Genomic DNA, 24,078 nt, shown 5'->3' with positions numbered 1-24,078 from the left:
ATCCGTTCAGCCGGCGGGCGTGATCTCGGCGATGTCCATCTCCCACACGGAGTTGTAGACAGCGCCGTCGACCTTGTCGGAGGTCGCGATGTTGCGTCCGGGCACGATCAGAGGAACGAACGGGCCGCTCGCCTGCATCGTCTCGGCGAATTTCGTGAACGCGGCGGTGCGCTCGTCGGGGTCGGTCGCGCTGGCGGCATCCGCGGCGATGGCGGCGATCTCGGGGTTGGCCGACTGCTCCCAGCCCGCACGCAGACCGACCTTCAGACCGGGACCGAAGGGCAGGAAGTTCGCGGAGTCGGCGTAGTCCGGGCCCCAGAACCAGAGGCCGAAGCCCTCGGTGCCGTTCACGTACGCGTCGAGCTCGGTGGCGAACGGTGCGGGGGCGAGCTCGACCGTGACGCCGGCGTCCTTCAGCTGCGCCTGGATGCGCTCGGCGAGCGGCGTGAACTCCACACCGCCGACGGGGTAGTCGTTCGGGAACTGCAGCTTCAGCGTCTGACCGGTGTAGCCGGCCGCGTCGAAGGCCGCCTTCGCCTTGCCGAGGTCCTGGGTGACACCCTTGTCGAGGGCGCCCTCGAATCCGGGCGGGATCACGCCGGTGGCCTGCTCGGCACCGGCGCCGGCGAGCTCGAGCAGAGCCGGGTAGTCGAGTGCGTACCGGATGCCTTCGGCGAGCTTCACGTTGGCCAGGTCGCCGGCGACGCCGGTCGACTGGTTCAGCAGCAGGAAGATGGTCTGCCCGGACGGCACCGAGTCGACGTCGAGACCGTCACCGAGACCGCTGACCTGGTCGCCGTTCAGGTCCATGGCGACCATCGAGTCGCCGCCCTTGAGGTTGGCGAGCTGGGTGGCGCTCTCGGAGACGTTGCGGATGACGACGCGGTCGTAGGCCGGCTTCTCGTCGCCGTTGTACTCGTCGTTCTTCTTCAGCACGATCTGCGAGCTGAGGTCGAGGGTGTCGAGCACGAAGGGGCCGGAACCTGCGGAGGCACCGTCGAAGTACTTCTGCGCGGAGTCGGAGCCGTCGGTGCTGCCGCCGTTCTTCATCACCACGTCGGCGTTGACGATGCCGAGAGCGGGGTTGGCGAGGATGGCGGGCAGCTGCAGCAGGGGCGTCTCGGTGGTGAAGAGGATCGTCTTCTCGTCGACCTCCGTGATGGTGACGCCGGAGAGGAGGAAGTTGGGCTTGGCGTCGGCCATGCCCTGGATGCGCTGCAGCGAGAAGACGACGTCCTTCGCCTCGATCGGGGTGCCGTCCGAGAAGACGCGGCCGTCTTCGAGCGTGAAGGTGAACTCGGTGGCGGAGTCGTTGGCCTCCCACGACGCGAGGCCGGGGATCGGGGTCGAGACGTCCGAGCCCTTGAAGTCGACGAGCGTCTCGTACATCGCCTTGGCGAGCATGTTGCCGGTCGGGTCGTAGGTGTGCCCGGGGTCGGCGGTCTCGACCGAGAACGCGGTGTCGATGACCAGGGAACCACCGGACTTCGCCCCGCCGTTGCTGTTCGCAGAGTTTCCTCCCGAGCATCCGGTCAGGGCGAGGAGCGCGACCGCTCCGAGGGCGATTGCCGGCGTGCGCAGCGTCGACAGCATGGGTACCTCCATTGGCAGGGTGGATCGGGAGTCCTGGGCATCCAACGGTGGACGACCGTGATCAGATTCCCATGATGTGCGACGATCTGTCCAATGACATCGCGTCATAAAGACGAAGCATGTCCGAACGATGGAGATTGGGGTGCAGAATGTCCAGCGCTGACGCTGAACAAGACCACGGTTCTGGACGAAGTGCCGCCGCTCTCGATCCGGTCTCGTATCGGATCCTCGATCTGCTTCGCGAGAACGGGCGCATCTCGATCGCCGCGCTGGCCGAGAAAGTGGGCATCTCGCGAGCCAACGCGTACACCCGGGTCGAGGCTCTGATGGCCGATGGTGTGATCACGGGTTTCAGTGCGCGGGTCGACCCCGCCAAGGCCGGGCTCTCGATCGGGGCGATGATCTTCGTGACGGTGTATCCACAGGCGTGGGCGTCGTTCCGCGCGCAGATCGCCGAGATGCCCGACATCGAGTACTGCGCGGTGACGACCGGTGAGCATGACGCGATGCTTCTGGTCCGGGCAACGGATGTCAGCGGCGTGCACGAGTTCTCGACGGGAGTGATCGCCCAGCTTCCCGAGGTGCGCACGGTGGTCAGCGTCGTCGTGCTCGACGAGGTGATCCGCCGACCGTTCGTGCTTCCTCCCGATCTGCCCGAGCGCAACCTCGACGTGCCCCTGGGCATGACTCAGTGGACGCCGGCGACGCCCGGGCGCGGAGCGCTGCCGCCGCGGTGACCGCGACGTCCGGATCAGGCTGCGGCGGTCTCGACGCAGACGCTGAGCTGAGGGGCGCCGTGCATCTCGTAGTGCTCGACCAGCCGCAGCATCCCGTCGTCGTCGACCTCGATCTCGCTCTCGCCGTCGCCGGTCACGACCTCGCCCGTCGCTGCCAGCACGTGCACGAACGACACCCAGATGGTGTCGCCGGTGCGGGTTCCCACGAAACGGCCGATCGTGACGGTGTCACCGGTGTAGTCGCCCCAGATCGCACCGTCCTGCTCGAAGTAGTGGAACACGCTCGGGGCGTCATGGTCGACGACCGAGGTCGTCGACGACACCATCTTGAACGTGCGGCCGTCGAGAGTGGGCAGGGTTCGGGTCTGATTCACCCATCGATCATGGCAGGTACCGTGGACGAATGAATCCGGCGCCGGCGCAGCACCACCCGTTCGAGACGCGTCCGCTGACGGAACCGGTCGACCCGCGCGCGGTGAACGCGTTCTGGCACGCGGTCAAGGGGCAGGACCCGACCTCCGGGTCGCAGATCGTCGTCGGCGTGATCTTCGCGGTGGTCTTCGGACTCATATTCCTTCCGACCATCGGGTTCACGCTGTTCGCGCTGATCGCCGGAATGGCGTCCGGGGAGGCGGGGGTCGGTGCGCTGTTCTCGCTGCCGGCGCTGCTGCCGGTCGTCATCGCCGCGGTGGGCATCCCGCTGTTCGTCTCCTCGCGCCGTCGGACACGCGAGAGCACCTACCGGATCGCACGGTTCGCCGAAGCGAACGCGATGACGTTCCGTCGCATCGTGGCCGACCCGCCGCTTCCGGGCATGATCTTCCATCGGGGACACTCGCGGGTGGCGTCGGACCTCGTGCGCGGGCAGCATCCCCGCTTCGTCGAGTTCGGCAACTACCGCTACACGACCGGGTCGGGGAAGAGCAAGACCACCCACAGCTGGGGGTATGTCGCCGTGAAGCTCGACGTGCCGCTGCCCAACATCGTGCTCGACGCGCTGGGCAACAACTCGCTCGGGTCGAACCTGCCGGCGACGTTCTCGAAGGACCAGCGGCTCTCGCTCGAGGGCGACTTCGACCAGCACTTCACGCTGTACTGCCCGAGCGGGTACGAGGCCGACGCGCTCTACCTGTTCACCCCCGACATCATGGCGAGATTCATCGACCACGCCGCGCAGCTCGACGTCGAGATCGTCGATGACTGGCTGTTCCTGTACTTGCGCCGGCCGGTGTCGACCACCGACGTGAGCACTTGGGCGTGGCTGTTCGGCACGGTCGGCGCACTGCTCGGCAAATTCGACCAGTGGGCGCGCTGGCGGGATGACCGGCTGCGATCCGCGCAGCACTCCGCGGCGCAGCATCCGGCGACCCGGCTGCCACCGCCCCCGACTTCACCCGCGGCTCTGCCCTTCGCCCCGCCCGCAGGGACGTTGCGGCCGCCCGCAGGCGTCGCCCCGCAGGGCCGCCGCCTGCGCAAGGGCTTCTCGTGGGTGGCGCTCGTGATCATCGTCGTCGTGTTCGGCGTGACGCTTCTGCCGCACTTCCTCGGCATGCTGTCGTTCGTCTTCTTCCGCTGACGCGGGGCGGGAATATACCCGGGGCGGCGGGCTTTCGATCGACCCGCGGATGAAGGATGCTGGACGAGCATGCGGTCGCCCCCGCGGCCGCAGCTCGATCAGGAGGTTGCACGATGAAGGCCATCCAGTACCGCACGATCGGCCGAGGACCGGAGCTCGTCGACATCGATACGCCGGAACCCGGGCCCGGCCAGATCCGCCTGAAGGTCACCGCCGCCGGTCTGTGCCATTCCGACTGGTTCATCATGGGCCTTCCGGCCGAGCAGTACGTGTACGGCCTGCCGCTCACGCTCGGGCACGAAGGTGTGGGCGTGGCCGAGAAGCTCGGCGAAGGGGTGGAGGGCATCGAGCTCGGAGCCTCGTACGCCATTTACGGCCCGTGGGGATGCGGGCAGTGCCACGCCTGCGCACGGGGTGCGGAGAACTACTGCACGAAGGCCGCGGAGCTCGGCATCCAGCCCCCGGGCCTCGGCTCGCCTGGGGCGATGGCCGAGTACGTGATCGTCGACGACGCACGCCATCTCGTGCCCATCGGCGACCTCGATCCGGTCGAGACGGTGTCGCTGACCGACGCCGGCCTGACGCCGTACCACGCGATCATGTCGTCGAAGGAGAAGCTCGTCGCCGGCTCGACGGCCGTCGTCATCGGCACCGGCGGTCTGGGCCACGTCGGCATCCAGCTGCTGCGCGCGATCTCGTCCGCAACCGTCATCGCTCTCGACATCGCCGATGAGAAGCTCGCGCTCGCGCGTGATGTCGGGGCCCATCACGCGCTGATGTCGGACGATTCGGCCGTCGACGAGATCCGCCGGCTCACAGAGGGCCGCGGAGCCGAGGCCGTGTTCGACTTCACGGGCGTGCAGCCGACTCTCGACATCGCGCGTCAGGTCGTCGCCGTCGACGGCGATATCCAGATCGTCGGGATCGGCGGCGGCCTGCTGCCCACCGGGTTCTTCTCCACCCCGTTCGGTGCATCGGTTCGCGCCCCGTACTGGGGCACCCGCAGCGAACTCATGGAGGTGCTGGCGCTGGCCCGCGTCGGATCGGTGGGTGTGCACGTCGAGCGCTATTCGATGGATCAGGCGGTGGAGGCGTATACGCGGCTGCACGACGGGAGGGTGCAGGGACGCGCGGTCGTGGTGCCGTGACGACGATGTGACGCGTCGGAACGCGGTAGGCCGCGATGGACGGATGCTCTGGCTCGGATGCCTAGGCCGGAGCGAGGCCGAAGTACTCGAGCTCGGCGTCGTTCAGCATCCGGGATCGGATCAGGAACCGCATGCCCGTCGGGCCCTCGACGCTGAACCCGGCCCCGCGACCGGGGACGACGTCGATAGTCAGGTGCGTGTACTTCCAGTACTCGAACTGCGCCTCCGACATGAAGACCTCGATCGGGTCGAGGCCCTCGATCTCGAGCCGGCCCAGCAGCACGTCGCTGGGGCCGGTGATGAACATGCCGATCGGGTAGCACATGGGCGACGAGCCGTCACAGCATCCGCCCGACTGATGGAACATCAGGGGCCCGTGCTGCGCCGTCAGCTCACGCAGCAGCTCGGCCGCGGCATCCGACACATCCACCCGCTCGTACTTTCCGATGCTCACCATCTGCGACTCCTTCGCTCGGGAACGGCTGCCGGGCGGACGTCACGAGACGCCCGCCCGGCCCTGGGGAGGTCGATCAGAAGAAGCCCATCGGCCCTTCCGCGTACGACACCAGCAGGTTCTTGGTCTGCTGGTAGTGATCGAGCATCATCTTGTGGTTCTCGCGGCCGACGCCCGACTGCTTATACCCGCCGAACGCGGCGTGGGCAGGGTACTGGTGGTACGTGTTCGTCCACACCCGACCCGCCTCGATCGCACGACCGGCACGGTAGGCCGTGTCGCCGCTGCGGCTCCAGACACCGGCGCCGAGGCCGTAGAGCGTGTCGTTGGCGATGGAGATCGCGTCGTCGAAGTCGCTGAAGCTCGTCACCGACAGGACAGGACCGAAGATCTCCTCCTGGAAGATGCGCATGTCGTTGGTGCCCTCGAAGACGGTGGGTGCGACGTAGAAGCCCTCACTGAGGTCGCCACCGAGGTCGACCCGCTCACCGCCGGTGAGCAGCTTCGCGCCGCCCTGCTTTCCGATGTCGATGTAGCTGAGGATCTTCTCGAGCTGGTCGTTCGACGCCTGCGCGCCGATCATCGTGGCGGGGTCCAGCGGGTTGCCCTGCACGACCTTGCCGACCCGTTCCAATCCGTCGGCGAGGAATCCGTCGTAGATCGAGCGCTGGATGAGGGCGCGCGACGGGCACGTGCACACCTCGCCCTGGTTGAGGGCGAACATCGTGAAGCCTTCGAGCGCCTTGTCGTAATACGGGTCGTCGGCGCGCGCGACGTCCTCGAAGAAGACGTTCGGCGATTTGCCGCCGAGCTCCAGCGTCACAGGGATGAGGTTCTGCGAGGCGTACTGCATGATCAGCCGGCCCGTCGTCGTCTCACCCGTGAACGCGACCTTCCGGATGCGCTTGTGCTGGGCGAGCGGAGCGCCGGCCTCGATGCCGAACCCGTTGACGATGTTCACGACACCGGCCGGGAGCAGGTCGCCGATGATCTCGAAGAGGAACAGGAGGGATGCCGGGGTCTGCTCGGCCGGCTTGATGACCACGCAGTTACCGGCGGCGAGCGCAGGAGCGAGCTTCCACGTGGCCATGAGGATCGGGAAGTTCCACGGGATGATCTGGCCGACCACACCCAGCGGCTCGTGGAAGTGGTACGCGACGGTGTTCTCGTCGAGCTGGCTGATGCCGCCCTCCTGCCCGCGCAGCACGCCGGCGAAGTAGCGGAAGTGGTCGACCGCGAGCGGGATGTCGGCAGCGAGCGTCTCGCGCACCGGTTTGCCGTTCTCCCACGTCTCGGCGACGGCGATCATCTCGAGGTTCTCCTCGATGCGGTCGGCGATCCTGTTGAGGATGACCGAGCGCTCGGCGGGCGAGGTGCGCTTCCATGACTCGAACGCCTTCCAGGCGACATCGACGGCGCGGTCGATGTCCTCGGCGGTTCCTCGGGCGACCTCGGTGAACGGCTTGCCGTTGACCGGGCTCACGTTCTCGAAGTACTGACCCTTCGCGGGCTCGACGAACTCGCCGCCGATGTAGTGGCCGTAGCGGGCACGGTAGTTGGCGACGGCTCCGGGCTGACCGGGAGCGGCGTATGCGGTGGACACGTCTTCTTCGACGATGGTCATCGGTGACTCCTTCGACGGGCCGCGGCCTCGATGCTGCGCGGCTGTTGGGTTCGAAGGTAGGTGGCGTGACGTTGCACCTCGGTGCGCAACGTTGCATCGGGTTGCGCCCCTGTGCGAGTCGATCCGGATGCCGGAACGGGATGCCGGAATCAGCGCCCTTCGAGTCTCTCGATCCGACTGACGAGCGCTGCGCGTCGCGGCGAGCGCGCGGGAAGCATCTCGAGGCACAGACGCAGTGCTTCGGCGTCGTTCCTGCCCTCGGGAATCTCCGCATACGCGAGCAGAACGTCCAGGCTCGCCTCGGTGATCATCGCCTCATGCAGCGCCGCACGCACGGTGTCGCGGAACTCCTCCACGCCGGGCGACGTCGATTCGGGCAGAACGGCGCCTGCGTACGCGCTCAGGGCGACGCGGTGCGCTCCCCGGTCGAGCAGCGAGAGCACGTTCTGCGCATCCGTCTCGAGCGGCGCGGTGAGCCGGTACGGGCGCGACTCCGGCGCCAGATCTGGCGAGACGCGCTCGAGCACCTTGCGCAGGCGCACCATCTCGGGCCGCAGGGTGTCGGTCGACGCGGCTTCGCCGTAGACGAGCTCGGTGAGCCGCTCGGCAGAGAGCCCGTGGCGATGCACGGCCAGCATGAGCAGGATCTCGGCGTGCCTCGCGCTGAGCTCCACCACGGTCTCGCCCTCGTCGGAGACGAGCTCGAGTCGCGCACGATCGCGGGCGAGCACCTGCAGTCTGGCCTGACGGGTGTCGCGCGGCGCTCGTCTCGGCGATCGCTCTGTCACGCGCGAGGGCCCGCTGCGCGCCCTCAGCCTGGCGACCAGCAGCTCGGATTCGACCGCCCGCGCTGTGGCATCCACCAGCATCCGGGCCTGAGGCGTGACCGCCTCCGCCCCGCCCGTCACGTCGATCACGCCGAGGATGCGACGCGTCTCGGGGTCGAAGACGGGAGCGGCCGTGCACGACCACGGCTGCACCAGGCGGTTGTAATGCTCTGCGTGGTGGATCTGCACCGATGCTCCGACTGCGAGCGCGGTCCCGGGTGCCGAGGTGCCCACCATCTGCTCGGACCAGTTGGCACCCTCGACGAAGCCCATCTCCCCCGACAGTACCCGCTGACGTAGATCGCCCTCGACCCACAGCAGGCGACCGACGTGATCGCCGACGGCGACCACGACGCCGGAGTCCTCGGCGCTGCCGGGCAGCAGCAGCGAGCGGATGAGGTCCATCACCCCGGCGAGCGGATGCCCGGTGCGATACGCCTCGAGCGCCTCCTGACTGAGGTCGAGGGGCGGCAGGTCCTCGGCGCCGACCCGGCTCTGCCACGCCCGTTCCCACGAGGCCCGGACCAGAGGACGCACCTGCTGCAGGCGCCGGTCGTCGAGGTTGCCGGCCACGAGCTCTTCGTGTGCTCGCTCGATCAGAAGACGCGAGACCTCAGGCGAGGCATCACGCGATGACGACCACGGGGACGGCACGGGTGCTCCGATCGGCGCTGATGGGTGTGCCCAGTGTACGTCTGCGACGGGCCGCGGTCACCTGCTCGTGCGCCCAGGATTCAGGCGAGGGTCGTGCGCTGCGACGCGCTGGCGTCGATCACCCGGTCGAGGGTTCGCCAGGCGTCGGCGGCCTGCAGCGCGCCGCCGATCCGCGAGGCGTTCGTGCGGAAGGAGGGCTCGTTCAGCACTCGGTGCACGGCGGCCCGGATCGTCGGCGCACCGGGTGTCTGCGTGCGCAGGTCGATGCCCGCACCCGACCACCCGACTCTCGCGCACACCTCGACCTTGTCCTCGGTTCGCCCGGCGACGACCAAGGGTGTTCCGTGCCCCAGCGCCTGCTGGACCCCGCCGTAGCCGCCGTTGGTCACCATGACGTCGGTCTTCGCCAGCAGCAGGTCGTAGGGGAGATATTCGGCGATGCGGGCGTTCGCGGGCAGGTCGGATGCGATGTCGCCGACGGGACGCCCACCGGTGGATGCCACGACGAGCACACCGCTGTCGCGCAGCGCTTCGATGGTCGGCAGCAGGAGCTGCGAGAAGTCGCTGTTCGCGATGGTTCCCTGGGTCACGTGCACGACCGGTGCGCCGGCGTCGAGGTCGCTCCACCACTCGGGCAGCGCGTGCGCAGAGGACGCGCCGGGAAGCGGCCCGGCGAAATGCACCGTCGATGGCAGGTCGGATCGGGGGTATTCGAACTCCGGAACCGTGAACTGCACGTATGCGTCTGCTCGTCCGGCCCAGTCGAGGATGAATCCCCCGAGGCGAGAGCCCGTCTCGCGGCTGGCGAGCGCGTCGGCCTCCTCCTGCACCCGGCGGAAGATCACGCGCTCGGCGATGGTTCGCAGCACGATGTTGCGCAGTCGCCCGATCGGTCCCGACATCGGCGTGATACCCAGGCCGAACGGTGCCGCGTCGCGGCTGCGGACGCCGAGCGGGAAGATTCCGAGGGCTATCACCGGCGGCCGCTCGCCCAGTGGCAGCTGCTGCAGCAGCGCTGCGCCGAGAAAGAGAGGCTCGGCGAGCACGGTGTCGATGCGTCGCTCTGCGAGCAGAGCGCGCACGGCGGCGAGCTGAGCCACCCCGGGCCTGACGAACAGATTGCTCATGTCGAAGCGCAGGGCTGCTGTGCCGGTCAGGCCCACGCGCTCGGGGAACGCGCCGTCGGCGTCGTCGAGATCGACGTCGGCGGCGGCGGGAAGAGCCACGAACCGAGCGCCCGTCTCCGCGACGCGATCGGCGTAGCGGGCACTGGTGAGGAACGTCACGTCGTCACCGCGCTCGATGAGATGGCGGGCGACCTGCAGCAGCGGCATGACATGGCCGTGAGCCGGGGTGCAGGCGATGAGGTGGCTGGGCATGGCGCTCCTTCTCTAAGATCGGTATACCGAGAAAGTATTCATCTGCCCGTGAGGAAAGTCAATGGTTGAATCCACCGCTCGCGTCTACCGCTCCGAACTCCGCGCGCGTCAAGTGCGGGAGACACGCGCGCGGATCATCGCGGCGGCCGGAGAGCTGTTCGCCCAGCAGGGGTACCAGGCGACGACGATCGCCGCGATCGCTCGAGTGGCCGGCGTCTCAGGCGAGACCGTCAAGTCGGCGGCGTCGAAGGCCGAGCTGCTGATCGCCGCCTTCGAGATGACGTTCTCGGGACGAGAGGGCGCGGAGTCGCTCACCGACACCGAGGTCGCCAGCGGCGTGCTCGACCTGCCGGACGATGTCTTCCTCGATACGGTGCTGGCGCAGATCACCGAGGCTAACGCCCGCGGACACCGTCTCTGGACGGTGCTGCTGGGCGCCGCGCTGTCGGATGAGCGCGTCGACGAAGTGCTCATGCAGATCATGCGCCGTCGCGCCGACGACTACCGTCGCCTGGTCGACGAGCTCATGGCCCGCGGCCTCGCCGTCGCCGAGGACGATCCCCGGAGAACCGCTGCCGCGCTGTCGTTCCTGCTGTCACCCGAGAGCTACCAGCAGCTCGTCGCGCAGGCAGGCTGGGACCACGACACCTACATGCAGTGGCTGCGCGCGGCCGTCGCCGCGGAACTCGCTCGCTGACTCCTGCTCGCGAAAGCGCGGCGCTCGGGCCGGTGCTGCGTCACCGCTGAGACTTCCGTTCCAGCACGAGACACGCCTGTGCAGGCCCTGCTTCGTGCTGCAACGCAAGTCTCGCCGACGGGTGCGTGACCGAGCCGCTCAGCCGCGCGCAGCCCACCACTCGCGCAGACGCTGCTCGGCGGCATCCGGGCCGATCACTCCCTCGTCGAGCCGCACCTCGAGCAGGAACCGATACGCCTCGCCGACGTCGCGGCCCGGCGCGATGCCGAGGATCTGCTGGATCTGATTGCCGTCGAGTTCGGGACGGATGCTGTCGAGCTCCTCCTGCTCGCGCAGCTCGACGATGCGCCGCTCGATGTCGTCGTAGGCAGAGGCGAGGCGAGCGGCCTTGCGCCTGTTGCGGGTGGTGACGTCGGCGCGCACGAGGATGTGCAGGCGGTCGATGACGTCGCCGGCGTCGCGCACGTACCGCCGCACCGCGCTGTCGGTCCAGGCGCCCTCGGCGTAGCCGAAGAAGCGCAGGTGCAGCTCGATGAGCTTCGCGACCGCATCGATCGTGCCGCCGTCGAAGCGCAGCGCCTGCAGGCGCTTGCGCGCCATGCGCGCGCCGACCACGTCGTGGTGGTGGAAGGTGACCCCTCCCCCGTTCTCGAGCTTGCGGGTGCGCGGCTTGCCGATGTCATGCAGCAGCGCGGCCAGGCGCAGCGGCACGTCGGGGGCGGCGTCGGGGTTGCGCGTCTTCTCGAGGTCGATCGCCTGGCGCACCACCGTGAGCGAGTGCTCGTAGACGTCTTTGTGGTGGTGGTGCTCGTCGACCTCGAGCCGCAGCGCGCTCACCTCGGGCAGGAACTCCTCGATCAGCCCGCTCTCGACCAGCACCCGGATGCCGCGGACCGGGTCGTCGGTCTGCATGAGCCGCACGAGTTCGCCCTGTACGCGCTCGGGGCTGACGATCTTCAGCGTCTCGCGCAGCTTCTCGACGGCGGCGAAGGTGGCGTCGTCGATCGCGAAGTCGAGCTGCGCACTGAAGCGCGCCGCGCGCAGCATCCGCAGCGGGTCGTCGCCGAAGCTGATCTCGGGATCGATCGGGGTGCGCAGGATGCCCGAGACGAGGTCCTCGACCCCGCTCGTCGGATCGATCAGCTTGACGGCGGGAACCTGCAGCGCCATCGCGTTGACGGTGAAATCGCGGCGCAGCAGATCGCCGTGGATCGTGTCGCCGAACTCGACGACGGGTTTGCGGGTGACGCCGTCATAGCTGTCGGCCCGGTACGTGGTGATCTCGACCTGCTCGCCCTGTACCCGCGCGCCGATGGTGCCGAAGGCGCGGCCGATGTCCCACTGGGTGCTCGAGACCGGGGTGACGATGCGGAGGATGTCGTCGGGGCGGGCGTTCGTGGTGAAGTCGAGGTCGTGTGTCTCGCGGCCGAGCAGCGCATCGCGCACCGGGCCGCCGACGACGGCGAGGTCGAAGCCCGCATCGGCGAAGGCGGTCGCGAGGGTGGCGACGACGGGATTCGCGGCGAGCGCGCCGAGTCGGGACAGGCCCTCGGCCATATTGAGCATGGATTCAAGGGTACCGGCGCTGCATCCGCAACGTCGTCTTGAGCAGATCCTCAGGCTAAGCGCTTGCCCGCCTGAGCAGATCCTGCGACAGCTCCAGCACCATTGCGAGTGGAATGCAGTGGCGCATCGCTTCACCCGGGCGACGCTCTCGGTCACACTCCCCGGTTCGGAGGAAGTCTGCGAGGCGCAGCGGCTGACAGTCACTGCTGAAGAACTGGATATTGGGGAGGGGACCATGACGATGTTTCGTCATGCACGGTTCGAGGACGGAGAAGGGCCGGACTCGCTCGGCTCGTTCGGCGAGCCCTCGACCGATGCGGGCCCGCTCACCCTGCAGCCCGCCGCGACCTCCGAAGCCATCTGGCACGCTCTGCTCACCGGCTCTCCCGTCGATCAGGTCAGCAGCCCGCGACCGACCTCCGCCGCCGACGAACCGCTGTCGCGCCGCGCGCGCCGCCGCGCAGAACGCCAGCGGCTCGCGACCGAGCAGCTGCTCACGGCCGGGCAGTTGGACGCGCCGGCCGCTCAGGGGCGTCGCACCTCCACCGATCCGGATGCCACTGCCCCACTGAATGCGGAGCCGGATGCCCTGGCCGCGGCGCCGGACGCGGAGAAGCCGGCCGCAGACGCAACGGCCGCACCCGCAACGACCGCACACGCGACGCCCGCAGAAGCGACAGCCGCAGAGACGGCGATCACCGTGACCGCAGCCGGACACAAGGCGACCGCGACGCCCGCATCCGGACACACGTCCGCCGCGCACGACAGCACGCTGCCGCCTGCCAGCACGCTGCCACCTGCCAGCACGCTGCCGCCTGCCAGCGACAGCACGTTCGCGCTGCTGCAGGAGTTCGCGGCCGACGAGCGCACCACGGTCGCCGTGCCGCCGGCCACGCACGCGCTGCCCGGCGCGGACGACCCGCTGCAGTCGGATCCCGAGCCTCAGGCCGATCCGGAGCCGGCGCCGCCCGTCGAACCCGAGCAGGAGGCGGAACCGGCGACACCGCGCGAGCGGGCGGTCGCGCTGGCTCAGCGATTCGGGCTCGCCTTCGTCGACCTCACCGAGTTCGCCGTCGAGCTGTCGGTGGTCACGCTGATCCCCGATCAGCTGTGCCGCCGCCACGTCGCGCTGCCCATCTCGCGCATCGGGGAGCGGATCATGGTCGCCGTCGCCGACCCCGCGAACGTCATCGTGCTCGACGACGTGGCCGCCGTACTGCAGACCCCCGTCATCCCGGTGGTCGCCGAAGCCGAGGCGATCCTCGCCGCCATCGACCGCTACCACCGCGTCGACTCCGAGCTGGAAGAGCTGACGTCGGCCTTCGAGGGCGGCGAGAGCGACAGCGACCTGTGGAGCCAGGACGTCGACGCCGCCAGCGACGAAGCCCCGATCATCCGGTTCGTGAACCTGATCATCAGCCAGGCGATCACCGACCGCGCATCCGACATCCACATCGAGCCCACGCGCGACGAGCTGCGGGTTCGCTATCGCATCGACGGCGTGCTCGTCGCCGTGCAGAGCGTGCCGCGCTCGATGATCGCCGGCGTGATCAGCCGCCTGAAGGTCATGGCCGAGCTCGACATCGGCGAGCGCCGTCGCCCGCAGGACGGCCGGATCACGGTGGTGCACAGCGGTCGCAGCGTCGACCTGCGCGTCGCCACCCTGCCCACGGTGTGGGGCGAGAAGGTGGTCGCTCGTGTGCTCGACGCGCCGGTGGCCAGCCTGCAGCTCAGCGACCTGTCGATGCTCGATCGCAACATGGACGTCTACCGCAAGAGCTTCACCAAGCCCTACGGCATGATCCTCGTCACCGGGCCGACGGGGTCGGGCAAGTCGACCACCCTGTACACGACGCTCGCCGCGATCTCGAAGCCGACGGTGAACGTCATCACCGTGGAAGACCCGGTCGAGTACCGTATGGCCGGCATCAACCAGGTGCAGGTGAACCCGCGCGCCGGCCTGACGTTCGCCTCTGCGCTGCGCTCGATCCTGCGCTCCGACCCCGACGTGATCCTGCTCGGTGAGATCCGTGACGAGGAGACGGCGAAGATCGCCATCGAGTCGTCGCTCACCGGCCACCTCGTGCTCTCGACCCTGCACACCAACGACGCGCCGAGCTCGGTCACCCGGCTCATCGAGATGGGCGTCGAGCCGTTCCTCGTCGGGTCGGCGCTGGATGCCGTGGTCGCCCAGCGACTGGCGCGTCGCCTCTGCGCGCGGTGCAAGACCGAGTCCGTCGCCACCGAGGTCGAGATGAGGATGATGGGCGGGCTGCTCGATCCGCCCCAGGAACCGCCGACCGTGTTCCGGCCCGCCGGATGCTCGCAGTGCTCGAACACGGGCTATCGCGGACGCGTCGCGCTGCACGAGGTGATGGCCGTGGACGACGAGATCGAACGTCTCGCCTCTGCGAACGCTCCGACTGCTCAGATCACCGCGCATGCCGAGGCCGCCGGCATGACTCGACTGCGGATGGACGGCTGGGCGAAGGTGCTGCTCGGGCACACCTCGATCGAGGAAGTGCTGCGGGTCACCGTATGACCGGCCCGCGCGACTCCCTCCGCTCCGACATGACTTCCTTTCACGAGAGGGCAACACCGTGAACCACGACGATGGGATGACTCCCGTTGCGACGTCACCGCGTTTCGACGCGCTCCTCGGGGGCGTCGACGTCGACCCCGAGCTGCGCTCGTTCCTCGACGGGGTCGCCGGGGTCACGCTGCCCGGTGGCGCCCCCGCTGCGCAGCCGACGCGGCGCAGTCGTGCCCTGACCGGTGCGATGCCGGTGATCGAGTCGCCCTTCGACGAACCCGTGCACGCTCCGGCCGAGCTGTCCGAAGCCGTGCTCGCTCCGGCTGAGCTGTCCGAGCCCGTGCACGCTCCCGTCGAGCTATCGGTCGCGGCCCCACCGGCCGAGACGGCTGCGCCCTCGCCCGCGCCGACTGTGCCGCTGCCGACGGCGTCCGCACCGGCATCCGTCGCGCCCGGTCCGGTTTTCGCGGGCGACCTCCTGCCCGACTTCAGTCGCGCTACGGCGAAACCCGTGCGCGTGTCGCGCGCGGGCGACGTCGAGCGCGTCATCCGCGCCGAGATCCCGGATGCCGACCCCGAGTTCGTCCGCTCGATCGCGTCGATCATCGATGACGGCGCCTCCGACCTGCACCTGGTCGCCGAGTCGACGCCGGTGGTGCGCATCGACGGTCAGCTGCGCTCGGTCTCGGGCACGTCAGTCTGGGATCGCGACCGCATCCGCCGGGTCATCGAGAGCTTCGTGCCCGCCGAGCAGATGCAGGTGTTCCACCGCGAACTCGAGCTCGACCTCGCCTACTCGGTGGGTGACATCGCCCGCTTCCGGGTGAACATCTTCCAGGACCAGCGCGGGCTGGGTGCGGCGCTGCGCATCATCCCCACCGAGATCAAGTCTGTCGGCCAGCTCGGGCTGCCGCGCGAGCTCGTCGAGCTCGCCAATCTGCCGCGTGGACTGGTGCTCGTGTGCGGTCCGACGGGGTCGGGCAAGTCGACCACGCTCGCCGCCATCATCGACCGGGCGAACAGCACCCGCGCCTCGCACATCGTCACCGTCGAGGATCCGATCGAGTTCCTGCACCACCACAAGCGCGGCATCATCAACCAGCGCGAGGTGGGAGCCGACACGCGCAGCTTCTCGGACGCCCTCAAGCACGCGCTGCGTCAGGACCCCGACATCATCCTCGTCGGCGAGATGCGCGACCTCGAGACCATCTCGACCGCCCTGACCGCCGCCGAGACCGGTCACCTCGTCTTCGCCACCCTGCACACGCAGGATGCCGGGCAGACGATCGACCGCGTGATCGACGTGTACCCCGCGCATCAGCAGTCGCAGGTGCGCACGCAGCTCGCGGCGACGTTGCGCGCGGTGATCGTGCAGACCCTCATCCCGCGCGCCGGTGGTACCGGCCGCGCGGTGGCGACAGAGGTGATGTTCGCCAACCCCGCGATCCAGAGCCTGATCCGCGCCGGCAAGACGCACCAGCTGCGCACCGCGCTGCAGGCTGGCAACGACGTGGGCATGCACACCCTCGACCAGGACCTCGCGCGCCTGGTGCTGGCAGGCGATATCGAGTACGGCGCGGCCCTCGAGCTCGCGCAGGACGTCACCGAGTTCGACCAGATGGTGCGCAATCGCGGCATCAGTCGCGCCGCGGCGGGCGATCTCACCCCCGAGGGCGTGCGCCAGAGCACCGCCGGCACGACGGGAGCGCACTGAGATGGCCTCGACGCAGACACCCCAGTGGACCTACCGCGGCATGGGAAGCGACGGCAAGTCCGTGAAGGGCGTGCTCGAAGCGCCCTCCGAAGCCGCGGCGATCCAGCAGCTGAAGGCCCGCGGTGTCTTCCCCGACAAGCTCGCCGCGAAGGGCGGCGGCAAGGGCCTGCAGCGCGAGATCACGATCCCGGGTCTGGAGCGCAATCCGAAGCTGAAGGATCTGGCGATCCTCACTCGGCAGATGTCGACCATGGTCAGCTCGGGTGTGTCGATCCTGCGCTCCATGACCATCGTGCAGGCGCAGACCGAGAATCCGAAGCTCAAGCGCACGGTCGCCGAGGTGGCCAGCCGCGTCGAGGGCGGCACGGCGCTGTCGATGGCGCTCGAGGAGTTTCCGCTGATCTTCCCGCCGATCATGGTGCACCTGATCCGCGCCGGCGAGACCGGCGGCTTCCTGGATCGCTCGTTGATCATGGTGGCCGACAACTTCGAGGCCGAGACCAAGCTGCGTGCCAAGGTGAAGTCGGCGCTCACCTACCCGATCGTGGTGCTCATCATCGCGGTCGTGGCCGTCGCCGCCATGCTCGTGTTCATCGTCCCGGTGTTCGAGAACATGTTCACAGACCTCGGTGGCCAGCTGCCCGGGCCGACGCAGATGCTCGTCGACCTCTCGCATGCCATGCCGATCGTGCTGCCGATCCTCGTCGTCGCCGTGATCGCGTTCTCGATGTGGTGGTGGCGGGCGAAGAACACGCCCGCCGTGCGGCAGATCGTCGATCCGTTGAAGCTCAAGGTGCCGGTGTTCGGCAAGCTCAACTCGAAGATCGCGCTGACGCGCTTCGCCCGCAACTTCTCGACCATGCTCGCCTCGGGCGTGCCGATTCTGCAGTCGCTGAGCATCGTCGGCGCCACCGCCGACAATCAGGTGATCACGAATGCCCTGGAAGAGGTGGCGGATGCCGTTCGGCAGGGCCGCCCCATCGCCGAGGCACTGTCGGGCGCGGATGTGTTCCCCGACATGATGGTGCAGATGATCGGGATCGGCGAGGAGTCGGGCGCGATCGACACCATGCTCGAGAAGACGGCGAACTTCTACGACGACGAAGTCGAGACCATGAGCTCGCAGCTGACCGCGCTGCTCGAGCCGCTGATGATCGTGTTCATGGGCGGACTGCTCGGCTACATGATCGTCGCCCTCTACATGCCCATGTTCATGATCTTCCAGCAGATCCAGTCGATGTGACCCGGGCGCGGCGACCCGAATCTCCCCGCCGCCTGACCCGCCCGTCTCGAGAGTGAGCAGGCGCTGATCGGCGCGCGCCCTCACGGCATCGAGAATTGCGTAACAACCAGGGTTTTCTTTGCAGAAACCTTGCACTTCATCAGTAATGTCAAAGCGTCGGGACAACCCACCTCGACGCCTCATCACTTTCAGTCCCGACCCCAGAGAAGGAACACCATGAACAAGGCAATCGCCAACGTCCTCAAGAAGCGTCAGGACGGCGAGAAGGGCTTCACGCTCATCGAGCTGCTCGTCGTCGTCATCATCATCGGCATCCTCGCCGCCGTCGCCATCCCCGTCTTCCTGAACATGCGCCAGGGCGCGTGGAAGGCGTCTGTGGAGAGCGACGTCACGAACTCGGCTCTGGCCGTGGAGCAGGCTTCGACCGCCAACAACGGCAGCCTCGTCGGTGTGTCACAGTCGACGCCGGAGGAAGGCAAGTCGTACACCCTGAGCACCACGACCAAGCCGAAGCTGGCGACGGGAACCGTCTCGCCCGATAACACCATCACCATCACGTTCCCGACGGCCGTTGACGGTGGCTACACCATCGCCGGTAAGAACAAGAACGTCGCCGAGACCTACACATACGACAGCGCCACCGGGAAGGGCACCTGGGCCGCATCCAAGTAAGACCGTCTTTAGCGGCTGTGCCTGCACGGTGAACCGTGCAGGCACAGCCTTTCTCCCCCAATCCGACCGAGAGGAGCTGACATGCACGATCCCGCCGCACGCCGCGACGACGACGGCTTCACGCTCATCGAGGTCATCATCGCCGTCGCCCTGCTGCTCGGCGTGGCCGTCGCCCTGGGCGCCTTCGCGATTCAAGGTCTGCGCCTCGCAGCCGACCAGCAGCGCGCGCAGCTCGCCGTCTCGGTCGCTTCGGCCCGCATGGACGAAGTGCAGCGGCTCACCGGCTCGAACGCGCAGCTCGAGACCCTCATCTCGGGGCGCCGTGCCGCACCAGTGACCGCCGCGTTCGCCGCGACCGCCGGCGTCTCGGGCGTCGCGGCCACCTACCCCGCATCGACCACCTCCGGTGCCACAGCGGTGATCCCGATCACGCAGACCGTCCGCCGCAGCGGAACCGACTTCCGCTCCACCGTGCTGCTCGGCACCTGCTACCAGCCCACCGCCGCCGGGCAATGCGGCAAGATCTCAGGCAAACCGGCCGACCCGTTCCCCGCCGCGACTCCCGATCTCAGCCGCATGATCCGCGTGATCGTCATCGTCGACTACACCGGCTCCTGCGGCGGATCGGACTCCTGCACATTCACCACCTCCGCGCTGTTCGACACGAAGGGCGACGTGCCGTGGCTCGCCTACTGACACCGCGCGGCCAGCGTGCTGGGCGAGCGCGGCGCCGCCGCGACGCCGAATCCGGCCACACGCTCGTCGAACTCACCGTCGCGATGGCCGTCTTCTCGGTCTTCCTCGCCCTGTTCATCGGCGCCGTCGTCGCCGTCTCGCGAGCGTCGACCGAGGCGCGCGTCGACGCCCAGACCTCGAGCGCCGCCGGCATCGCCCTGCAGCGTATCGAGCGCTCGGCGCGCTACGCCGACGCTGTCAACCAGCCGGGAGCCGCGGGAGGCGCCGCCTACGTCGAATGGCGCACCGATGCCGTCTCGGCAAGCACAGGAGTCACCACCTGCACGCAGCTGCGTTACCGCGCCGACGACGGCACGATCGCCCTGCGCAGCTGGCCCGCGACTCAATCGCCTTCGACCGGAAAATGGAACGTGATCATGCGCGATGTCATCGGCACCGCCACCACAACCTACCCCTTCGCCACAATGGTCGCCGCCGCCGGAGTGAGCAACTACCAGGGCCTGACCGTGCACGTTCGCGCCGGTCTCGATGACCGCGCCGGGTCCGAGGCGATGACCACCATCTACGCCAAGAACAGTTCCGTCGAATCGCCCTCGAACGCCATGGCCGCCTCGGGGCAGAGCGCCACACCGATCTGCGCGGGAAGCGGGTACCGATCATGATCCCTCTGCACGACCTGCGCGCCGCGCTTCGGCGCCGCCACCTCGGCCGCCACGACGAGGGCTCGGCGCTGCTGATGACCGTCGTGTTCACCCTCTTCGCCGGCGGGATCATGCTCGTGCTGCTGTCGGTGCTGCTCTCTCAGATGCAGGCCATCCAGCTGGCGCAGAAGAACACGCGCACCGGCTACGCCGCGCAGGCCGGCATCCAGGCCACGCTCTCGACCTTGCGATCGAACACCGAGAGCAAGGTCGTCGCGGGCACGGCCGCCGACTACGGCAACCCGTCGAAGCTTCCCCAGGCGGTCACGGGCTCAGTCGACGGCGGCGGATTGGCCTACTCGGTGACCGTGAAGTACTACGCCGAGGATCCCACGAACAAAGACAGCACCTGGCTCGACGCGTACGAACTGAAGTTCGCTCCGGGAGGAAAGCCGCTGAAGCAGCCGCGCTTCGCGAGGATCGTCTCCACGGGAAGCGATGCCGGATCGGCTGCTGGCGCGGCGATGAACCGCACCGTCACGGCGCTCTACACGTTCACGACCACGAACGTGAACATCCCCGGCGGTCGCATCAACAGCTCCGACGGGAACAGCTGTCTGAAGGCCGCCACTGCCACGGTCGGCAGCGTCATCAACATGGTGACCTCCGCCAACTGCACTGATGACACGCTCAACCTGTGGGTCTACGACACCGACTATCGACTCAAGCTCGCCAGCACCATCGGCAAGTCCACGGTGCTGTGCATCACCGGACAGCAATGGGTCGCCACGTCCAGCGGCACCAACTCGAGCACTGTCGACGCCACCCTGCGCAAGTGCGAAGCCTCGAACACCGCAGCGCACGGCAACCAGCTGTGGAGCTGGGAGCCGCCGGGTTCATGGGTGGGGCAGAACAAGGCGAACAGCGCGCGCACGAATCGCTGGCTCAGTCTCGAGAGCGGAAAGGTCGTCGAGAAGACCTCAACGACCGGAGTGTTCAACCCGACTCCGAGCGTCGGAGCCGGAGCAGCAAGCTACGCCACGAATCAGATCGTGAACTACAACGAGTTCGGTCGCTGCATGGATGTGACCGACGAGCAGATCGGCAAGGCGTTCATGATCGTCTACCCCTGCAAGCAGGACCCGGGCGGCACGGGCGTCAACCTCAAGTGGAACCACAAGTGGTACTACACCGAACCGTCGGGCGCCGCTGTGTCGTCAGCTGCGCAGGCGATCTCGGTGAAGCTCAACAACAGCACGCCCTACTGCCTGACCACGAGCGGGACGTCGAACACCGACGTGCGCTTCGAGGCATGCTCACCTGGGAACGTCGCATCGCTGAACGCCAAGCAGAAGTTCATCCGCAACGGCAACACCGGCAACACGCTCACCAGCTACACGTTCCAGCTCGCCGACGACCGCACCCGCTGCCTGGCTGCTGTGCCCGAATCCGGTTACGGCTGGTCCCACGTGCGACTTATTCCGTGCAACGGCTCCACCACTCAGAAGTGGAACGCGCCCGCGCTGATCACCGGCTCCTCCCTCGGCGGATACAAGGAGATCGGATGATCGCCGGGGTGCTGCCCGCGTGGGTGCCGATCGGGTTCGCGGCGGTGTTCGGCGCGCTGATCGGCTCGTTCCTCAACGTCGTCGTGTGGCGGGTGCCGCAGGGCCTGAGCGTCGTGTCGCCGGGCAGCGCCTGCCCGCGGTGCGAGCGTGCGATCGCCTGGTACGACAACCTGCCCATCGTGTCGTGGCTGCTGCTGCGAGCGCGGTGCCGGCACTGCGCCGAGGGGATCAGCATCCGCTATCCGCTGGTCGAAGCGGCGACGGCCGTGCTCTTCGCCGCCGTCGCGGCGGGCGCCGTCTTCGGCGACCTGCCGCCGGCGGTCGCTCCGGCGCTGCTGATCTGGGCCGCAGGCGGTCTCGCGCTGGCGCTGATCGACGTCGATCACCACCGCCTCCCGAACGTGATCACGCTGCCCGCCTACCCGATCACCGCGGTGGCGCTGCTCGCGGCGTCGTGGATCACCGGCGAGTGGTGGCGGATGCTGCAGGCCGCGATCGGCCTGATCGCCCTCGGCGGCATGTACCTGCTGCTCGCCCTCGCCTACCCGGCCGGGATGGGGCTGGGCGATGTGAAGCTGTCGGGCTCGCTCGGCATGCTGCTCGCCTGGCTCGGCTGGCCGCAGCTCATCGTCGGCGGCTTCAGCGCCTTCGTCGTCGGCGGGGTGGTCGGCGTCATGCTGATGCTCACCGGCAGCGCCGGCCGCAAGTCCGGCGTGCCGTTCGGTCCGTTCATGCTGCTCGGCGCCGTCATCGGCATCGCCGCCGGACCGACTCTCGCCGACCTCTACCTGCGCCTGACCGGACTCTCCTGACCCCGGCACCCCGACTTCTCCCCCACCGAACCAGCTAAGGACCACCATGGCAGCCGTCGTCGCTCTCGATCTGAGTCGCCGCACCCTGCGCGGCGTGCAGATCGACGCTCCGTACACCGCTCGACCCAAGATCACCCGTTTCGCCGCCGTCGACCTGCCCGAGGGCACCGTGTTCGACGGCGAGATCGTGGATGAGCGCCGCGGTATCACCGCACTCAAAGACCTGTGGCGCAGCGGCGGCTTCACGACCAAGAAAGTCGCCCTCGCTCTCGGAAACCGCAAGGTCGTCGTGCGCGAGGTCGCCCTCCCGGAACTCGCCGGCAACCGCGCCGCGCTGCGCTTCGCCGTCGAGGGCCAGGTGCCGATCGACCTCGACGATGCCGTACTCGACTTCCTGCCCCTGCGCCCCGCCGCCGACGGCAGCGCGAAGCAGGAGGGCCTGCTGGTCGCCACCGCCCGCAGCAGCCTCGAGTCGACCGTCAACGTGATCGAGCGCTCCGGCCGCTTCGTCGACGCCATCGACTTCGCCGGTTTCTCGCTGCTGCGCATCCTGCCCGGCACCGTCGGGCAGGCACAGGCCATCATCAACGTGGGCGCGTCGAGCACGACGGTCGTCATCGCGAACGGCACCACCCCGGAGTTCGTGCGCATGGTGCCCAGCGGTGGCGACGACATCACCCGCAGCATCGAGCGCGCCCTGGGCATCGACTTCGCCGAGGCCGAGCACGACAAGATCAGCCGCGGCCTGCAGGGCGGCGCGACCAACGCTCGCGACATCGAGGCCGAGACGGTGCTGCGCGAGAACGTCGCGGCGCTGATCGACAGCATCCGCAACACCCTGAACTTCTACGTCGGTGCGCACCCCGACACCCCGATCGAGCGCGTGCTGCTGACCGGCGGCGGCAGCCGCCTGATCGGACTGGCACCGGTGCTCAGCCGAGCGCTCGGCGTGCCGACCAAGCACGCCGATCCGCTGGCCGCGTTCGCGCTCGGCAGGGGCGTGCGCGAATCGGGTGTGGACCGGTGGGCGCTCGAGCTCGCCGCCAGCATGGGAGCCACCGTGGGAGAGAGACGATGATGGCGACGATCGAGAAGACGCGCACGATCGAGAAGACGCGGAAGAGGGATGCCGCTGCGGCACCCGCGCGACGCCGCGGGGGTGGGGTGCAGCCGGCGCTCATCGCCCGCGTCGACCTGCTGCCGCCTAGTGTCGAGCTGCGGCGCCGGCAGAGCGCCACCCTGCGGCTGCTGGGTATCGGGCTCGCGGGGCTGCTGCTGATCGCGGTTGCCGGATCGTTCGCGACGTCGTTCTTCGCCGGCGATGCCGAGCGCCGCCTGGCCGATGAGCAGGCGCGCAGCGCGCAGCTGATCGCCGAGCAGAACGAATACCTCGAGGTCTCGGGGATCAAGGCGCAGCTGGCCGACCACGAATCGGCGCAGCTTGCCGCGCTGTTCCTCGACATCGACTGGCCGCGCATGATGCGCGAGCTCGATGCGGCACTGCCCGCCGGTATGGTGCTGAACGCCGAGACGATGACGATCCGCGGGGTGGGCGCCGAGGCGGCTGCCGACGCGGAGGGAGCAGTGCATCTCGATGCGCCCGGGGTCATCGAGATCTCGTTCACCGCCAATACCCCGGTGTTCGAATCCACGACACCACTGCTGACGGCATTGGCGAACCTGACGGGCTACGTCAGCGCCCGAGTGGACGCGGTCAACGGCGGCGCCGAAGACGGCTACACCGTCACCGGCATGGTGCAGCTGGACGCGAGCGCCTTCGGCGGCACGGCACGCGCCGACGCGCTGGAGGAAGAACTGGTCGCGGCGCTGCGCCTCGCGCTGGAGGAGGCTGTGACCGCGCCGCCCGCCCCGGCCGCCGATCCGGATGCAGACCCCGGTGCTGACCCGACATCCGGTACCGCCGATGAGAACACGGAGCAATGA

21 protein-coding genes are annotated in these 24,078 nt (G+C 68.5%); 14 read left to right on the top strand and 7 right to left on the bottom strand.

What is annotated here, in order from left to right; all coding sequences use genetic code 11:
• Window positions 1-6: 6 nt before the first annotated feature.
• Window positions 7-1,593, bottom strand: a complete 1,587-nt coding sequence (locus tag ACWGSM_RS04805; RefSeq protein WP_452321822.1) for an ABC transporter substrate-binding protein — start codon at window positions 1,591-1,593, stop codon at window positions 7-9.
• 149 nt (window positions 1,594-1,742) lie between these two features.
• On the opposite strand from ACWGSM_RS04805, the gene ACWGSM_RS04800 reads away from it, so the two are divergent.
• On the top strand, window positions 1,743-2,330 hold the full coding sequence (locus ACWGSM_RS04800; protein ID WP_452321821.1) for an Lrp/AsnC family transcriptional regulator: 588 nt from the start codon (window positions 1,743-1,745) through the stop codon (window positions 2,328-2,330).
• A 14-nt stretch (window positions 2,331-2,344) separates the two neighbouring features.
• Here ACWGSM_RS04800 and ACWGSM_RS04795 read toward each other — a convergent pair whose 3' ends face one another.
• Window positions 2,345-2,704 (bottom strand): hypothetical protein, encoded by a 360-nt coding sequence (locus ACWGSM_RS04795; RefSeq protein WP_452321820.1) that lies wholly within the window; start codon window positions 2,702-2,704, stop codon window positions 2,345-2,347.
• A gap of 29 nt (window positions 2,705-2,733) precedes the next feature.
• Between ACWGSM_RS04795 and ACWGSM_RS04790 the strand changes: the two genes are divergently transcribed.
• Both ACWGSM_RS04790 and ACWGSM_RS04785 read left to right on the top strand, forming a co-directional pair.
• Window positions 2,734-3,906 (top strand): hypothetical protein, encoded by a 1,173-nt coding sequence (locus ACWGSM_RS04790; RefSeq protein ID WP_452321819.1) that lies wholly within the window; start codon window positions 2,734-2,736, stop codon window positions 3,904-3,906.
• Window positions 3,907-4,019: 113 nt separating this feature from the next.
• Window positions 4,020-5,054: an NAD(P)-dependent alcohol dehydrogenase gene (locus ACWGSM_RS04785; protein ID WP_452321818.1), complete on the top strand. Its 1,035-nt coding sequence runs from the start codon at window positions 4,020-4,022 to the stop codon at window positions 5,052-5,054.
• Between the two features lie 61 nt (window positions 5,055-5,115).
• Here the strand turns inward: ACWGSM_RS04785 and ACWGSM_RS04780 are convergent, their stop codons facing one another.
• The 4 genes from ACWGSM_RS04780 to ACWGSM_RS04765 all read right to left on the bottom strand — a co-directional run bounded on the left by ACWGSM_RS04780 (window position 5,116) and on the right by ACWGSM_RS04765 (window position 9,992).
• Window positions 5,116-5,511, bottom strand: coding sequence for a DUF779 domain-containing protein (locus ACWGSM_RS04780; protein ID WP_452321817.1), 396 nt, complete (start codon window positions 5,509-5,511; stop codon window positions 5,116-5,118).
• A gap of 73 nt (window positions 5,512-5,584) precedes the next feature.
• Entirely contained in the window at window positions 5,585-7,132 is a 1,548-nt protein-coding gene (gene exaC / locus ACWGSM_RS04775; protein ID WP_452321816.1) for an acetaldehyde dehydrogenase ExaC, read from the bottom strand.
• Window positions 7,133-7,281: 149 nt separating this feature from the next.
• Window positions 7,282-8,613 carry a GAF domain-containing protein gene (locus ACWGSM_RS04770; protein ID WP_452321815.1) on the bottom strand — a complete coding sequence of 444 codons (1,332 nt, stop codon included), beginning with the start codon at window positions 8,611-8,613 and terminating at the stop codon, window positions 7,282-7,284.
• Between the two features lie 80 nt (window positions 8,614-8,693).
• Window positions 8,694-9,992 carry a glycosyltransferase gene (locus ACWGSM_RS04765; protein ID WP_452321814.1) on the bottom strand — a complete coding sequence of 433 codons (1,299 nt, stop codon included), beginning with the start codon at window positions 9,990-9,992 and terminating at the stop codon, window positions 8,694-8,696.
• 61 nt (window positions 9,993-10,053) lie between these two features.
• Here ACWGSM_RS04765 and ACWGSM_RS04760 point away from each other — a divergent pair, with 61 nt between their 5' ends.
• The gene (locus ACWGSM_RS04760; RefSeq protein ID WP_452321813.1) at window positions 10,054-10,689 is read left to right on the top strand and encodes a TetR/AcrR family transcriptional regulator; all 636 of its coding nucleotides are present in this window, start codon (window positions 10,054-10,056) and stop codon (window positions 10,687-10,689) included.
• A 138-nt stretch (window positions 10,690-10,827) separates the two neighbouring features.
• On the opposite strand, the gene ACWGSM_RS04755 is transcribed toward ACWGSM_RS04760, so the two are convergent.
• Entirely contained in the window at window positions 10,828-12,255 is a 1,428-nt protein-coding gene (locus tag ACWGSM_RS04755) for a CCA tRNA nucleotidyltransferase (RefSeq protein ID WP_452321812.1), read from the bottom strand.
• Window positions 12,256-12,490: 235 nt separating this feature from the next.
• Here ACWGSM_RS04755 and ACWGSM_RS04750 point away from each other — a divergent pair, with 235 nt between their 5' ends.
• The 10 genes from ACWGSM_RS04750 to ACWGSM_RS04705 all read left to right on the top strand — a co-directional run bounded on the left by ACWGSM_RS04750 (window position 12,491) and on the right by ACWGSM_RS04705 (window position 24,078).
• On the top strand, window positions 12,491-14,797 hold the full coding sequence (locus tag ACWGSM_RS04750) for a GspE/PulE family protein (RefSeq protein ID WP_452321811.1): 2,307 nt from the start codon (window positions 12,491-12,493) through the stop codon (window positions 14,795-14,797).
• Window positions 14,798-14,855: 58 nt separating this feature from the next.
• A complete protein-coding gene (locus ACWGSM_RS04745; RefSeq protein WP_452321810.1) occupies window positions 14,856-16,502 on the top strand; it encodes a type IV pilus twitching motility protein PilT in 1,647 nt (548 codons plus the stop codon).
• A 1-nt stretch (window position 16,503) separates the two neighbouring features.
• Window positions 16,504-17,745, top strand: coding sequence for a type II secretion system F family protein (locus ACWGSM_RS04740; RefSeq protein ID WP_452321809.1), 1,242 nt, complete (start codon window positions 16,504-16,506; stop codon window positions 17,743-17,745).
• A gap of 216 nt (window positions 17,746-17,961) precedes the next feature.
• Window positions 17,962-18,417: a type IV pilin protein gene (locus ACWGSM_RS04735; RefSeq protein ID WP_452321808.1), complete on the top strand. Its 456-nt coding sequence runs from the start codon at window positions 17,962-17,964 to the stop codon at window positions 18,415-18,417.
• Between the two features lie 81 nt (window positions 18,418-18,498).
• On the top strand, window positions 18,499-19,113 hold the full coding sequence (locus ACWGSM_RS04730; RefSeq protein ID WP_452321807.1) for a type IV pilus modification PilV family protein: 615 nt from the start codon (window positions 18,499-18,501) through the stop codon (window positions 19,111-19,113).
• Window positions 19,098-19,775, top strand: a complete 678-nt coding sequence (locus ACWGSM_RS04725) for a PulJ/GspJ family protein (RefSeq protein ID WP_452321806.1) — start codon at window positions 19,098-19,100, stop codon at window positions 19,773-19,775. The genes ACWGSM_RS04730 and ACWGSM_RS04725 overlap by 16 nt, the downstream gene beginning before the upstream one ends.
• Window positions 19,772-21,322 (top strand): hypothetical protein, encoded by a 1,551-nt coding sequence (locus ACWGSM_RS04720; protein ID WP_452321805.1) that lies wholly within the window; start codon window positions 19,772-19,774, stop codon window positions 21,320-21,322. The genes ACWGSM_RS04725 and ACWGSM_RS04720 overlap by 4 nt, the downstream gene beginning before the upstream one ends.
• Window positions 21,319-22,134: a prepilin peptidase gene (locus tag ACWGSM_RS04715; protein ID WP_452321804.1), complete on the top strand. Its 816-nt coding sequence runs from the start codon at window positions 21,319-21,321 to the stop codon at window positions 22,132-22,134. Before ACWGSM_RS04720 ends, ACWGSM_RS04715 begins: the two co-directional genes overlap by 4 nt.
• Window positions 22,135-22,180: 46 nt before the next feature.
• The gene (pilM, locus tag ACWGSM_RS04710; RefSeq protein WP_452321803.1) at window positions 22,181-23,212 is read left to right on the top strand and encodes a type IV pilus assembly protein PilM; all 1,032 of its coding nucleotides are present in this window, start codon (window positions 22,181-22,183) and stop codon (window positions 23,210-23,212) included.
• On the top strand, window positions 23,209-24,078 hold the full coding sequence (locus ACWGSM_RS04705) for a hypothetical protein (protein WP_452321802.1): 870 nt from the start codon (window positions 23,209-23,211) through the stop codon (window positions 24,076-24,078). Before pilM ends, ACWGSM_RS04705 begins: the two co-directional genes overlap by 4 nt.

The sequence above is a fragment of the Microbacterium sp. NPDC055521 genome (genome assembly GCF_053619695.1).
Note: the sequence above shows the minus strand (reverse complement) of the source record. Positions and strands in the feature narration are given on the sequence as shown.

Bases quoted from the DNA above. Each gene is read 5' to 3' on its own strand.
- ACWGSM_RS04805 (WP_452321822.1), bottom strand. From the start codon at position 1,593: ATGCTGTCGACGCTGCGCACGCCGGCAATCGCCCTCGGAGCGGTCGCG.
- ACWGSM_RS04800 (WP_452321821.1), top strand. From the start codon at position 1,743: ATGTCCAGCGCTGACGCTGAACAAGACCACGGTTCTGGACGAAGTGCC.
- ACWGSM_RS04790 (WP_452321819.1), top strand. From the start codon at position 2,734: ATGAATCCGGCGCCGGCGCAGCACCACCCGTTCGAGACGCGTCCGCTG.
- ACWGSM_RS04785 (WP_452321818.1), top strand. From the start codon at position 4,020: ATGAAGGCCATCCAGTACCGCACGATCGGCCGAGGACCGGAGCTCGTC.
- ACWGSM_RS04780 (WP_452321817.1), bottom strand. From the start codon at position 5,511: ATGGTGAGCATCGGAAAGTACGAGCGGGTGGATGTGTCGGATGCCGCG.
- exaC (WP_452321816.1), bottom strand. From the start codon at position 7,132: ATGACCATCGTCGAAGAAGACGTGTCCACCGCATACGCCGCTCCCGGT.
- ACWGSM_RS04765 (WP_452321814.1), bottom strand. From the start codon at position 9,992: ATGCCCAGCCACCTCATCGCCTGCACCCCGGCTCACGGCCATGTCATG.
- ACWGSM_RS04760 (WP_452321813.1), top strand. From the start codon at position 10,054: ATGGTTGAATCCACCGCTCGCGTCTACCGCTCCGAACTCCGCGCGCGT.
- ACWGSM_RS04755 (WP_452321812.1), bottom strand. From the start codon at position 12,255: ATGCTCAATATGGCCGAGGGCCTGTCCCGACTCGGCGCGCTCGCCGCG.
- ACWGSM_RS04750 (WP_452321811.1), top strand. From the start codon at position 12,491: ATGACGATGTTTCGTCATGCACGGTTCGAGGACGGAGAAGGGCCGGAC.
- ACWGSM_RS04740 (WP_452321809.1), top strand. From the start codon at position 16,504: ATGGCCTCGACGCAGACACCCCAGTGGACCTACCGCGGCATGGGAAGC.
- ACWGSM_RS04735 (WP_452321808.1), top strand. From the start codon at position 17,962: ATGAACAAGGCAATCGCCAACGTCCTCAAGAAGCGTCAGGACGGCGAG.
- ACWGSM_RS04730 (WP_452321807.1), top strand. From the start codon at position 18,499: ATGCACGATCCCGCCGCACGCCGCGACGACGACGGCTTCACGCTCATC.
- ACWGSM_RS04720 (WP_452321805.1), top strand. From the start codon at position 19,772: ATGATCCCTCTGCACGACCTGCGCGCCGCGCTTCGGCGCCGCCACCTC.
- ACWGSM_RS04715 (WP_452321804.1), top strand. From the start codon at position 21,319: ATGATCGCCGGGGTGCTGCCCGCGTGGGTGCCGATCGGGTTCGCGGCG.
- pilM (WP_452321803.1), top strand. From the start codon at position 22,181: ATGGCAGCCGTCGTCGCTCTCGATCTGAGTCGCCGCACCCTGCGCGGC.
- ACWGSM_RS04705 (WP_452321802.1), top strand. From the start codon at position 23,209: ATGATGGCGACGATCGAGAAGACGCGCACGATCGAGAAGACGCGGAAG.